Origin of the sequence: Chitinophaga jiangningensis, from assembly GCF_900142605.1 — a bacterium.
Classification (GTDB): Bacteria; Bacteroidota; Bacteroidia; order Chitinophagales; family Chitinophagaceae; genus Chitinophaga; species Chitinophaga jiangningensis.
In genome coordinates this window covers 383,240-396,384 of the sequence record NZ_FRBL01000003.1, presented here as the reverse complement: position 1 = coordinate 396,384, position 13,145 = coordinate 383,240, and the positions used below count along the sequence as shown (strand labels likewise).

The following is a 13,145-nucleotide window of genomic DNA, read 5'->3' as shown; positions in this document are numbered from 1 at the left end:
TTACTGAAAATTATATATGTATCTTGCATTCCGGTTTCCTTTTCCGGAATGCATTTTTTTTGTGGCGGTCTCCCCGTGGCCACTGGTTAATTTAGTATGCTTTCACCCAATCCAGGCTCTAATATCTACCTAAAATGTATAATTTTAATTAATTGATTTAGAGATATTAATGTTTAATTGATGAAAGCTTTAATTTAAGTAACAATTTTTCCTCTGAACGGGCCTGTTTTTATTAACCACCAAAATTACTTTTACCGGTTAAAACTTATTCGTATATTCATCCTGGCATCAAATACTTATGACGATGAGCGTTATTAATCCGATCACATTACTCCGTTTGGACGGTGGGGTCCTTTGTCTCGATTTTTGCAATACGGTGAGCAACCGTAACAGAATCGAGAAGGGCGATTACCTGACCAGCTTCCGGGATATCACCACCTGGTACGACCATATAAAAGGGATGCCGGTAAAGAGTATTCAGTCGCTGGAAAGGATCGCGCGCGACTTCCCCGCGAAGGCATCCCAGGTGTTTGAAAAGAGTATTCAGCTCCGGGAATTGCTGTTTCGGTTGTTTAGCACCATTGCTAAGAATAAGCAGCCGGAGCAGGGGGACCTCGCCACGCTCACCGGTTACATCGCTGATGCCTATACGAATATTTCCCTTACCTGGGACAAGCAGGTGAAGGCGGTAACACCTGATTTTAATGCACCGGCGCTGGAGCAGGTGAACTGGCGGATAGCCGCTTCGGCACTGGAGCTATTGGCCGCCCCGCAACTGGCCCAGGTGAAAGAATGCCCCGCCTGCGGCTGGCTGTTCCTCGATAAGAGTCGCAACGGCTCCCGGCGCTGGTGCAGTATGAGCACCTGCGGCGACGTGCATAAGGTAACCCGATTCCAGCAACGCAATAAAAAGAAAGCATAAATGACCAGCGATAAACCCGTTACTACTCAAACCTTCGTATACCTGTTGGCGGTATATATTATATGGGGCTCCACTTATCTGGGCATGAAGGTGGCTACCGAAACGGTGCCGGCCTTTTTCCTGTCCAGCGTCCGTTTTTTTCTGGCAGGATTACTACTGCTGGCCATTGGCGGCTTAAAGGAGAAAACGCTCCCTAACCGGGAGCAACTACGCAACGCCATATTCGTTGGTACGTTACTGATAGGCATCGGCAATACCACTGTGGCGGTGGCCGTGCACTATATGCCTTCCGGCCTCGTGGCCCTGCTGGTGGCTGCCATGCCCGCCTGGTTTATGGTACTGGACTGGGCTTTCTTCTCCCGAAATAAACCCGGTACCCTTACCTTACTTGGAATAGCCGTTGGTTTTATTGGCCTTTTCCTGCTGTTCAATCCTTTTGGGAATCAACACGTTGAGTCGTTTCCGTTATGGCCGGTACTGATTGTTATATTTGGTAACATCTGCTGGGCCATTGGTTCATTGCTGGTCCAGCGTTTTTCCATGCCTACACAGATCACCAGTACGGCTATTCAAATGCTGGCAGGTGCCGTATTCGCGCTGGTGGTGAGCCTGATAGCTGAACATGACCAGGTACAGCAGTTCCTGGGTATGTCGCACCGTGGTTGGTTTGCCTACCTCTATCTGGTGCTGATCGGCAGCCTCGTTGGTTATACTTCCTACAGTTGGCTGGCGCGCAATGCGCCTCCGCGACTCACCTCCACCTACGCCTACATAAACCCGGTAGTAGCCCTGTTGCTAGGCTGGGCCATTGGCCATGAAAGCATCACCCCAATGGTGGCTATTGCGTCAGCAATTGTGGTGGGAGGTGTGGTGTTAATGACACTGGGAAAGAAATAGCTTTTCATATCTTATTCATTTTCTGTATATTGTGAAACGGTACCTGCAACCGGATTTCAACCCAGATCCATCCATTATTGCTCCATCGTTTCACAGGCAGGTACGTTTATTGTGCTCTTTAGGCAGTTTCCCGAGAACGTATTTTAAAAATAGATATATGATAAGACTATGAGAAAAACTATTATTGTATCGAACAGATTGCCGGTTAAGATGATGGAACAGGATGGTGAATATGTCCTGCAAGCGAGTGAAGGGGGGCTGGCAACCGGTTTGGGGTCTATTTACAGAGAAGGAAATAATATCTGGATAGGCTGGCCCGGCCAGGAAATCTCCGACAGCAAAGAGCAGGAGAAGATCACGGCCCAGCTCAGGCAGATGAACCTGATGCCCGTATTCCTTACCGAAGAAGAGATTAATAATTTTTATGAGGGCTTCTCCAACGAAACACTGTGGCCAGTTTTCCACTATATGTCCGTTTATGCCCGCTATGAACAAGTGTACTGGGATGCTTATTACCAGGTAAATAAAAAATTCCGGGATATTGTTTTGTCTGTAGCTGAACAAGGGGATACCATCTGGGTACAGGACTATCAGTTGCTGCTGCTGCCGGGAATGATCCGTGCCGAAATGCCGGAGATCTCCATTGGTTTCTTCCAGCATATTCCATTTCCTTCGTTTGAATTGTTCCGACTCATCCCATGGCGCGCTGAAATCCTCGAAGGGATGCTGGGCGCCGACCTGATGGGTTTTCATACCTTCGACGATACCCGTTATTTCCTGGAAGCAGTGAACCGCCTGCTGTCTGCCAAAACCACCGCTAACGTAGTGAACTACAACGACCGCGCGATTGTGGTGGAAACATTCCCGATGGGTATTGACGATAAGAAGTACGGAGAGCTGGGGCAGGACCCGCAAGTGCTGTCTAACATCCAGCAGCTGAAAGACACGTTTAAGACGGAAAAAATGATCCTGTCCATCGACCGGTTGGATTACAGCAAAGGCATACTCCAACGGCTACACGCTTTTGAGTTGCTGCTGCAAATGTACCCGGAGTACGTGGGTAAGGTGGTATTATATATGATCGTGGTGCCTTCCAGGGATAGCGTACCGCAGTACAAGCAGCTGCGGGAAGACATAGACCGAAAGGTGGGCCATATCAACGCGAAGTTCCGCACCCTGAGCTGGCATCCGGTGCAGTATTTCTATCGTTCTTTTCCGATGGAGATGCTGTCGGCCCTGTATAATTTCGCGGACATCTGCCTGGTGACGCCTATGCGCGACGGGATGAACCTGGTGAGCAAGGAGTATGTAGCCAGTCGCAATAACAACGATGGCGTGCTGATTCTCAGTGAAATGGCCGGCGCCAGCAAAGAATTAATTGATGCCATCATCGTGAACCCGAATAACATCGGATCTATTATGACTGCCATTATGGAGGCGGTAAACATGCCGTTGGACGATCAGCAACGTCGGATGAAAGCTATGCGTCAGGTGGTGTCTAAATTCAATATACACCACTGGGTAAAGCTGTTTATGGACCGGCTGCAGGAGGTAAACACCATGCAGCAGAACATGCTGGCCCGCCGGGTAAACCCGGAAACGGCCATGTATATACGACAGGAATACCGCAAAGCACAGAGTCGCATTATTTTCCTCGATTACGATGGGACGCTGGTGGGCTTCCAGGCCAATATTGACCAGGCGTCGCCGGATCCGGACCTGTACCAGCTGCTGCGTGAGCTCGCCGCTATTCCGGGGAACCGTATTGTTATGATTTCGGGGAGAAATCATGATACCCTGGGCAAATGGTTCGGCCATATGCCACTGGACCTGGTGGCCGAACACGGGGCCTGGCAGAAAACGAAGAATGGCGACTGGTTCCAGCTTCCCGGCCTTAGCGATAAGTGGAAACAGGAGATACTGCCCCTGATGGAAATGGTGACGGACCGTACTCCTGGTAGCTTCATTGAAGAAAAGAGTTACTCCCTGGTATGGCATTACCGCAAGGTGGAAGCCGGTTTGGGCGAATTGCGCGCCAATGAGCTGATGTCGACCCTCCGGTACTATACCCAGGAAAAAGGTTTACAAATCCTGCCCGGCGACATGGTGATAGAAGTGAAGAATGTAGAGATCAACAAGGGGAAGGCCGCTCTCAGCTGGTTGCAGGAGGGTAGTTACGATTTTATTATGGCCATGGGCGATGATGTAACAGATGAGGATATCTTTAAAGACCTGCCGCCGGAGTCTTATACCATTAAGGTGGGGAGCCAGGTATCCGCGGCGCGGTATTATTTAAGGAGTTTCCATGAGGTGAGGCATTTTTTGAGAACGTTAAAGAGTAATAAATAGTAAAAAGTGAAAGGGCCCCTAAAGGCCCTTTCACTTTTTAAGTAAGTCCGTATCATAAAAATATCGGTACATCCAGTTTCATGGCTATTCTATACGCCGCATTCATCAAACCCACATGGCTATACGCTTGCGGGAAATTCCCCCACTGGCTGCCATTGCCAGATTCCACGTCTTCACTAAACAGCAGGAGGTGGTTGCTATACTGCAGTAATTTTTCAAATTCCCGCTGGGCATCATCTATGCGGCCAACGCAGGCAAGGGCTTCCACGTACCAGAACGCACATACGAGGAAGGTAGCCTTGGGTTTACCGAAATCGTCGGAGTGCAGGTAGCGGTAAAAGAGGCCATCTTCTGTTTTAAGTTCTTTTTCCAGGGCGGTCAGGTGGTCTTTTGCCCGCTGGGAGGAAGGATCCAGGTAGTTCATCATGATGAGCTGTAAGGTACTGGCATCCAGGTGTTTGCTACCTGCGGCGTTGGTATATACCTTACGTTCCGGATCGTAGCAGCTTTCTATGTGTGCGGCAGCCCGTTCTTTGAGGGCAATGGCGCGTTTTACCAGGTCTTCGTTATGGATGGTGCGGGCCATTTTTTCAGCGGCGGCGCAACCGGCCCACTGGAAGAGGTTCGTATAGCAGTGCACGTTAGCCATGTTACGGAACTCCCATATGCCGGCATCTTTTTCATCTATGGTTCTTTCTATTTTTTGGAGAAGGAGGTTGAGCCAGCGGGCGGAGTCTTTCCTTTCCGAGAAAATGAAACGATGGTCGGTGTACAGGGGGAGCATCGATATCAGCACTTGTCCGTAAATGTCGTTCTGAATGTGCTCATAGGCCTGGTTGCCGATGCGCACGGGCTGATTGCCGAGGTAGCCATCCAGGTGCGGCAGGATGGTTTCCACCAGGTTCTTCTTGCCGGTGATACCATACAGCGGTTGATAGCGGAAGTCGCCCGAGAAGGAGATGTCCGTTATATACCCGAAGTACCGCTCCATCTCTTCAAAATGCCCGATGTGATTAAGGGCGGTAATAATATAATAGGTATCGCGCATCCAGCAGTAGCGGTAGTCCCAGTTGCGGCCGGAATCCATGTACTCGGGCAGGCTGGTAGTACTTGCCGCAATGATGGCACCGGTATCCTCGTATTGGTGAATTTTTAAGGTGAGGGCCGAGCGGATGACGTAGGGCTGGAAGTAATTGGCGATGGAGGATTGTTTGATCCAGCTGCGCCAGTACAGGGTGGTTTCGCGAACAAAGCGTTCCGCGGTACTTTCCAGTGGTGCTTCCAGTGGGTGGCCGTAGGTGAGGAGGAGATAGCGGGTATCATTTAATACAAACAGTTCCTCATCAATGATGTAGTTAATGGCGATGTTGGTGGTAAGGCGGATACGTTCTTCGCAGCCAATGAATTCAATATGGCTGCTGCCACGCAGGGGGGCCAGTTCGCGGGACCCGTAGTCGCATACAGGCCGGCACTTTACGGTAATGCGGGGGGAGCCTTCCAGCGGTTCTACCTTGCGGATCAGCATGAGTGGCTTAAAGAAGCGTTCGTACTGCACAAACCGGGGAGCGATATCGGTGATGCGATAGCTGCCTTCAGCGGTCGTGATTTCTGTACAGAGAATATTTGTATTCTCCATATAATATTGGTGGGAGGTAAAATGTCCCTCCGGCAATATGGAAAATTCGCCACCTTTTTGTTTGTCCAGCAGGCCGCCGAACAGGAAAGTACTATCCATGCGCGGCCAGCAGAGCCAGTCAATGTTTGTGTTGAGATTTACGTGTGCGATATAAGCACAGTTTCCGATAATGCCAGTCTTGTAGGTATGTCTTTCCATATAATCAGGTTGTATACGAAAGGTTTAATCAAATACATTTCTACTGCAAAATTGTTCTGTTTGCAAATGATGTTCCACAAAAAGGGGAGAGGCTAATTTTTGCAATATTTTGGGAACCCAGTTTAGCTGAATAATCGCTATTTTTAAGCATAAGAAATTCGAACGATGACGCAGCAATTGAAAAAGCAACAATACCTTCCGGCGTTTCCGGAGGCAGAACATACGATGGAAAAGATTTACCTGCTGGCAGGCGACCTGGGCGGTACTAAAACCAACCTGGCCCTGTACAGTGCGATTGATGGTGTATTGGATGTAGTCAGGGAGAAGACATATGTGTCCCGTGAGTATGAAAATATCACAGATATGTTCGTGAATTTCTTATCAGAAAGCAGGGATACACCGGTGCAGCGTATATGCATTGGCGTAGCCGGACCTGTTTTTAACGGAATGGTGCAGCTCACGAATTTATCCCGGGAGCTCAGTACTGCTGAAATCCGTCAGGCAACGGGCGTGGAGCTGGTAGCGTTGATCAACGACCTGGAAGCTACTGCTTACGGGCTGGCTACCTTGTCGCCTGAGCATATCACCACCCTGCACCGCGGTGAAGGGAGTCGTAATGGCAATATGGCAATCATAGCGCCTGGTACCGGTTTGGGCATGGCTGGATTGTATTGGGACGGGCAGTTCCATCATCCCTTTGCTTCGGAAGGTGGCCACTCAGATTTTGCGGCGCGCAATGATGTAGATATTAAGTTACTGAAGTACCTGCAGGAGAAATATGAGATTGCCAGCTGGGAGCGGGTGATTTCGGGTCCGGGTATATATGATATCTATGTGTTTCTGCGGGATGTGCTGGGGTATGAAGAAAGCAGTGCTTTGAGAGAGGCGATATTAAAAGGGGATAAGTCGGCGGTGATCAGTAAGTCGGCGCTGATGGGCGACAACGGCATCACAAAAAAAACGATGGAGCTGTTTGTGCGTTATCTGGCAAGGGTTTCAGCTGATCTGGCGTTGAAGTATAAGTCGACCGGTGGCATATTCCTGGGAGGTGGTATTCCGCCGAAGATTGCACCACTCCTGGAAACGGGTGAGTTTTACAATCATTATATTCAGGGAGACAGGATGGCGGAGTTATTGTCCGGTGTTCCGATACATATTGTAAATAATGATAAGGCAGCGCTCTGGGGAGCAGCATATTACGCACAACTATTGAAATAAAATTATATTTTTGCAGTCTACCAGGAAATGGTGTCTTCCTGCTTTGAAACCGTTTCGCATCGCCGAAACTGATGGCGCCTACAAATATTGATTGGAGATGTAGTGTCTCCTTACTTAGTTTATTTGTAGGATTATGGCAGAGAATAAATATATACCGAAAGAGCAGTTCACTATTGCGGTTCAGTTATTACGCTGGACATTACTCGTTTTACCGGTGGCAGCGATTACCGGTTCCCTTGTTGCATTATTTTTATGGTTATTGGATGAGGCTACCCATTTCAGGTGGGCGCATCCCTGGCTTTTGTATTTATTACCGCTGGCAGGTGTCATTATTTATTTCATGTACAGGTTGTATGGGAAGGATGCCGAGAAGGGTAATAACCTGATCATGGAAGAGATACATAGACCCGGAGGCGGTGTGCCTGCGCGGATGGCGCCGTTGGTACTGGTATCTACGGTGCTTACGCATTTGTTTGGTGGCTCAGCAGGGCGTGAAGGTACGGCGGTGCAGATTGGCGGCAGTATGGCGGCCTGGGTGGCCAGGATCATTAAGTTGAAAGAACCGGATGTAAAGATATTATTGATGACGGGTATTGCCGGTGGCTTTGGGGCTGTTTTTGGTACACCCGTAACCGGGGCGGTGTTTGCATTGGAGGTATTGGCAGTAGGATTAGTACGGTATGATGCTTTAATTCCTTGTTTGATTTGTGCGGTACTGGCAGATGTGGTTTGTGCCGCCTGGGGAATTACGCATACAGGCTACCATATCTTGTACCAGGCGATGCCGTCCACTGAGGGTGTTTCATTTTTACATATGGATCTATGGTTGTTGATGAAAGTGATTGTGGCAGGCGTGGCGTTTGGATTAACCAGCTGGCTGTTTTCAACGTTGATGAAAGCGATCAAGACTAACGCGAACGCTTATATTAAAACACCGTGGTTAATTCCGGTAGTTGGTGGTGTCGTTATTATAGCCTTATGTTATGTAACGGGCACACGCGATTACCTGGGTCTAGGGGTCACTAGTGAGTCGCCCGATGGGATTAGTATCCTGAATGCCTTTAGTACCGGCAACCAGATTACCTCCTGGAGTTGGCTGTGGAAGCTGGTTTTCACAGCTATCACGCTGGGAATGGGATTTAAGGGAGGAGAGGTGACACCCTTATTTTTTATGGGGGCAATGCTGGGGCATACATTGGCACTGTTGCTGGGCGCTCCGGTGGACTTATTAGCCGGGCTGGGTTTTATTGCTGTGTTTGCAGGTGCTACCAATACGCCGCTCGCGTGCACCATAATGGGGGTTGAATTATTTGGAACGCATCACGTGATTTACTTTGCTGTGGCTTGTTTTACGGCGTATTATTTCAGTGGACAGTCAGGAATTTACAGTGCGCAGCGGAGGGGAATTTCGAAGTTGTGGCAGCGGGAAATGTAGGCCGGTTAAGGCTTTATAGATAATCTAATCTTTGGTGATCCTGCTGTTTGGCAGGATCATTTTTTTAGCGGCAGTTAATCCCTCAACCACTTAGCCATTTCCGGGAATGCAGGCAAGGACAATCTTTGTGCCTGGTGTGGCTCGGCGGACATACCATATACCTGTAGCATTGGCACGCCAAAATATTGGCCATTTTTAAAATTATCAGCTATGGATTTACCCGTGCCGTGGTAGCCATTTTCGTGAAATACAAAATACGGATCGATTCCCAGGTGTACGCAGGCTGCATACGACCAGGCTATGGCCATCATTTCTTCCGCCTCACGATGTTCGCGGCCGGCGATATTGTCGTTATGTAAGGTACTTCGCTCATTGGCGGGAACTACGGCAATGTGACCGGCTTCATGCAGGATATCGCCTGGATATGCGAATAGTGCGCGATCTACAATCAATTCCCCATTTGAAATAAGTATACCGGGTAGAAAAGTATCTGGTGGTAAAGTGTTGAAGGTGACGCTAATTCCCAGCGAGCGTATAAAATTTACAGCGGTGTCAAAATAGACTGATTCCTGTGTCATGCCGCAAATATAAAATCTTTTACTAACGGGATGGCATAAACGATCACAATTTCCTTGAATCAGCCATGGTACTACGTTCTACGAGAATCGCATATTCGATACTTGGCCAGGAATGAAATTTTTTATCGCATTCTCAGCGCCTTCGTTTTAGGCTTGTAGCACCAAAAAAATCAAAGTAAGGACAGTCAGGCGGTGAATATTTTGAATCATGTCTGTAGTTGAGTTGGATTTATACTGTTGACTGATTTTGCGTCGTGGCTAAGGCATAGCAGACAGGTTGATCCATAAGCTGCGGAAGGCATTTAACAAAGCATTCAACGATAGGGGGATAACCTGAGCATTCAGGAAATTCACGCAAGGTACCAGCTGGAAATCAATTTCGCCATTAAAGGCGATTTAATTGAGGCTGGAAAATAAGTAAGGGGATTAGTCAGCGCGAAAACAATCCGTCATTAAAAAGGCCAGAAAAGAGCAACTCAGTTTGGCCCCAAGGCGGGCGGCCTCAAAAAAAGCGTCTTAAAAGAGTTGCTTAAAAACTCTTCGCTCTAAGCTGGGTTTAGTGTGCTTGAAAATATCCTATAATTTATATTATGTTAAATAGAAAAGTCCACATTTTCCTTCTTTAAAGGCCCTCTTCCCGACTTTAGGCAGGCCCAGTTTTTAGGTCTTTTTTCGATGGCATTGACGCCCGTGCTATTTTCCAGGTCATTTTGCTTATGAGTCATGGATAAAAATCCTGTGGGATTCAGGTCCTTTTTAACCTAGATCAATCCAAATCCTGCAGCGAAATTTGGATCAGAGAATTTCTGAGAACAGCATGTAGGGAATTTTGCTCCTCCTACTCCTGTCAAATTAGTTACGTTATTTCTTAACCCTTTAATCTTTAATCATGAACACAAACGAACAGCTTTTTACCGCTAACTACCGGGTTGGCAGTAATAAACCCGGCGCACCTTCCTTAAAGATTGCATTATGTGTTTCAACTGTGACGCACAGCGTGTCCGGACAAGGTCATCTTTTCCAGGCTGTCAACCCTCCGTTGTTTTTGCAGACTTTCTTTAAGGGGAACTATTTCACCTCGCCGATTCTTCCTCCGGAGGAATATCCGATAATTGTGAATCTTAGCGGCTCACCGTTCATACCAAATCCCCTGAGTAATGTGCTGGCGGCGCCTAACATGGAGCTTACACTGACCCTCACCAGTGATTGGCAGCGTGGTATATGCACCTATAAATATCAGGTGGATGGTGAATGGAAAGTAGTTACAAATGTTCCGGTAGCGATTATCGAAGCAGAAGAGTTACTTCCTGCAAATTAGTCTTTAAGCGGCTGTGGGAGGATCAACAACCTCCCACAGCCGATTTCCGATTAAAAAATTCCTTGCTGTATGTCGCAAATAATGCCTCAAATCAAGCACGTGGTACACCTGATGTTGGAGAACCGTTCCTTCGATAACATACTCGGGTGGCTCTACGCCGACACGAACAACCAGCCGCCACTCAACCTCATTGACACGCAAAACCCACCAGTGTATTACGGGCTTAACAGCGAGTTCTACAACCTTGACAAAAACGGCGCGCAACAATTCGTCAGTAAAACGCCTCCGGGGAAACTCACCGTCCCGTCGTTTGATCCGTATGAAGTGTTCAATCATGTGCACTCGCAATGTTACACCAGTGTCACCAACGGGCTACCTTCTACCACACCGGAAATGGGTGGGTTCTACCAGGATTACGCGACTGCTTTTGATAGTCCCGAGGAAATAATGATGGCTTTTACGCCGTCCGACTTACCCGTTCTCAATGGCCTGGCGCGAAACTTTGCGGTGTGCGACAAATGGTTTGCCTCAGTTCCCTCCCAAACATTTTGTAACCGGGCATTTGCTGCTACAGGAGATTCTCTGGGGTTGGACGTACTCACGGGAGAAATTAAAGGAATGGTCGACAACTCTTTCCTGGTGGACTTTACATCTCCCACACATTGGAATGTATTAACGGAAAACAACAAAGACTGGATGATCTTTTATAGTCAGCACTTTTGGTTGTCAGAATATTGTTTAACGAGAGATTTGTTTAAAGCAAACCTCGGTGACGCACAGTATGATCCGAACTTTGCGCCAATAGAAAACTTCTACGAACTTGCCAGTACCGGCATCCTCCCCGCCTATAGTTTCCTGGAACCTGACTGGGGACTGATGTATTGGAAACTTGGCATCAACGGGTCGGATTACCACCCACCGGGAAATGTAGGCCACGGAGAAGCATTTGTACAACGGGTTTATGAGGCAATCACTTCCAGCCCCTGCTGGAAAGATACGCTCTTCATTATTACCTTCGATGAACACGGCGGCACCTACGATCATGTGCCGATTGCAGCACCAGCCACTCCACCTAATGATCAGCCCGGCCAGTATGGTTTTGGCTTTGATACCTTCGGCGTGCGTGTTCCTGCCATCTTTATATCTCCGTGGATTGAGGCCGGAACAGTTTTTCGTATGCCCGAAGGCGTTACCCCGTTTGATCATACTTCCATGATCGCCACCATCTTTAAATGGATGCAGATTGATCCTGCTTCCTATGACCTGGGAAAACGAGTGGCGAACGCGCCTACATTTGAAGATATACTCACCTTACAACAACCACGTACGGATATTCCCACTATAACGGCAGCGCCTATACCGGAAGCTGCAGATGTAAAAATCCCGGTGAGCGACCTGCATCATCTAATTATGGCGAGAATGGCAATACATAAAGCGGGAAAACAACCTCAATAAGTTTTAATTTAGCTGAATGGCACAAGTAGCTGCATTTCAGATAGATCAAAGTATTGAAATCAAAGAGGTTAGATATGTGAGGGTTAATCATCACAAATACTACATCATAAAAACTGGTCTTCCTCTATTCCAGGAAGACCAGTTACTTTATTCTTCTGACAGTGACTTCACCACTCCAAGCGCTTGCGGCCACGCCTTTTCAAAAAAGTCTTTATACTCGGCAACGATGTCTACGCTTACATTCAGCCGTGTGCCACCGTTTTCTTCTTTTAGTTCATAATTTTCCTGCGCACCTACCCAGTCTTTGGCCTGTGGGTCGTCCACTGTTTCCTTGCCCTTCAGGATCATGCCCAGGTGGCGGATCGACATAAATTTCTCCGGCACATTGTCCACTATTTCGGCTACCATTCCTTCATCATTTTTATTGAGGAACAGTACCCTGCTGCCTTTTTTCCAGTCGGTTTCGGCGCGGGAGCCTTCGCTGAAAGGTGCTGTCCATAACGGGTAGGAATCTTCGTCCCAGAGCACATCCCACACAATATGCGGTGTGGCATTGATGTGTACGGTGTAATGCATTTTTTCCATAATCTGCGGGTTTATTTGTATGATAACACCTGTCAGCTGGCGGGTGTTCATTAAACGCAAACATCCGGAAGGGATTAGCTTCCGGATGTTTTACTGCGGACAGGCAAAGACTTATTTGGTCAGCATAGGCTGATACTTGTGTCTGTTTTCAATGATCACCCAGATGTTTACCAGCATCATTACACCGGCGATTGGCAAGCCAGACGGGGCGTTAAATATGTTGGTCAGCAGTACCCCTACCATTACAGGCAGGATGATGATAGCACCGAGCGCCCTTGTTTTCGCCGGAATAAAGAGGAGTCCGCCAACGATCTCAATCACACCTACGAGCGGCATCAGCCATTCGATTTGCATGAAAGCAGTCATCAGCTTCACCAGTTCCGGTGGCATGTCTTTTGGCGGTGGCATGTAGTTAAAAAATTTGTTAAGACCAGCGTTGATGTACATCAGGCCAAACAGGAGGCTGACGCCAAACAGGATTTTGTTTTTCATAGAAGTTGATTGTAGGTAGAAAACATTTATGCAGTCGGTTTACGACTGCATAAATGTAAACA

The 13,145-nt window shown here is 47.9% G+C and carries 11 protein-coding genes and 1 riboswitch; of the genes, 7 read left to right on the top strand and 4 right to left on the bottom strand.

The window, feature by feature from the left end:
• The first annotated feature begins 304 nt into the window (after positions 1–304).
• The 3 genes from BUB18_RS08970 to BUB18_RS08960 all read left to right on the top strand — a co-directional run bounded on the left by BUB18_RS08970 (position 305) and on the right by BUB18_RS08960 (position 4,168).
• On the top strand, positions 305–922 hold the full coding sequence (locus BUB18_RS08970; RefSeq protein ID WP_073080035.1) for a CGNR zinc finger domain-containing protein: 618 nt from the start codon (positions 305–307) through the stop codon (positions 920–922).
• Positions 923–1,819 (top strand): EamA family transporter, encoded by an 897-nt coding sequence (locus BUB18_RS08965; RefSeq protein WP_073080034.1) that lies wholly within the window; start codon positions 923–925, stop codon positions 1,817–1,819.
• A 168-nt stretch (positions 1,820–1,987) separates the two neighbouring features.
• Entirely contained in the window at positions 1,988–4,168 is a 2,181-nt protein-coding gene (locus BUB18_RS08960; RefSeq protein WP_073080032.1) for a bifunctional alpha,alpha-trehalose-phosphate synthase (UDP-forming)/trehalose-phosphatase, read from the top strand.
• 52 nt (positions 4,169–4,220) lie between these two features.
• Here BUB18_RS08960 and BUB18_RS08955 read toward each other — a convergent pair whose 3' ends face one another.
• Positions 4,221–6,002, bottom strand: coding sequence for a glycoside hydrolase family 15 protein (locus BUB18_RS08955; protein WP_073080031.1), 1,782 nt, complete (start codon positions 6,000–6,002; stop codon positions 4,221–4,223).
• A 165-nt stretch (positions 6,003–6,167) separates the two neighbouring features.
• Here BUB18_RS08955 and glk point away from each other — a divergent pair, with 165 nt between their 5' ends.
• Together glk and BUB18_RS08945 are read left to right on the top strand one after the other, a co-directional pair.
• The gene (gene glk / locus BUB18_RS08950) at positions 6,168–7,220 is read left to right on the top strand and encodes a glucokinase (protein ID WP_245805635.1); all 1,053 of its coding nucleotides are present in this window, start codon (positions 6,168–6,170) and stop codon (positions 7,218–7,220) included.
• Between the two features lie 14 nt (positions 7,221–7,234).
• A riboswitch (Fluoride riboswitch) is annotated at positions 7,235–7,308 on the top strand.
• A gap of 45 nt (positions 7,309–7,353) precedes the next feature.
• Positions 7,354–8,655, top strand: a complete 1,302-nt coding sequence (locus BUB18_RS08945; RefSeq protein WP_073080029.1) for a voltage-gated chloride channel family protein — start codon at positions 7,354–7,356, stop codon at positions 8,653–8,655.
• A gap of 74 nt (positions 8,656–8,729) precedes the next feature.
• Here the strand turns inward: BUB18_RS08945 and BUB18_RS08940 are convergent, their stop codons facing one another.
• A complete protein-coding gene (locus tag BUB18_RS08940; RefSeq protein ID WP_073080028.1) occupies positions 8,730–9,233 on the bottom strand; it encodes a hypothetical protein in 504 nt (167 codons plus the stop codon).
• An 889-nt stretch (positions 9,234–10,122) separates the two neighbouring features.
• On the opposite strand from BUB18_RS08940, the gene BUB18_RS08935 reads away from it, so the two are divergent.
• Both BUB18_RS08935 and BUB18_RS08930 read left to right on the top strand, forming a co-directional pair.
• Positions 10,123–10,551 (top strand): DUF1842 domain-containing protein, encoded by a 429-nt coding sequence (locus tag BUB18_RS08935; protein ID WP_073080026.1) that lies wholly within the window; start codon positions 10,123–10,125, stop codon positions 10,549–10,551.
• A 69-nt stretch (positions 10,552–10,620) separates the two neighbouring features.
• Positions 10,621–12,006 carry an alkaline phosphatase family protein gene (locus tag BUB18_RS08930; RefSeq protein ID WP_083549636.1) on the top strand — a complete coding sequence of 462 codons (1,386 nt, stop codon included), beginning with the start codon at positions 10,621–10,623 and terminating at the stop codon, positions 12,004–12,006.
• Between the two features lie 147 nt (positions 12,007–12,153).
• Here BUB18_RS08930 and BUB18_RS08925 read toward each other — a convergent pair whose 3' ends face one another.
• The gene (locus BUB18_RS08925) at positions 12,154–12,591 is read right to left on the bottom strand and encodes an SRPBCC family protein (protein WP_073080459.1); all 438 of its coding nucleotides are present in this window, start codon (positions 12,589–12,591) and stop codon (positions 12,154–12,156) included.
• Positions 12,592–12,702: 111 nt separating this feature from the next.
• The gene (locus tag BUB18_RS08920; protein WP_073080023.1) at positions 12,703–13,083 is read right to left on the bottom strand and encodes a DoxX family membrane protein; all 381 of its coding nucleotides are present in this window, start codon (positions 13,081–13,083) and stop codon (positions 12,703–12,705) included.
• Positions 13,084–13,145: the final 62 nt, after the last annotated feature.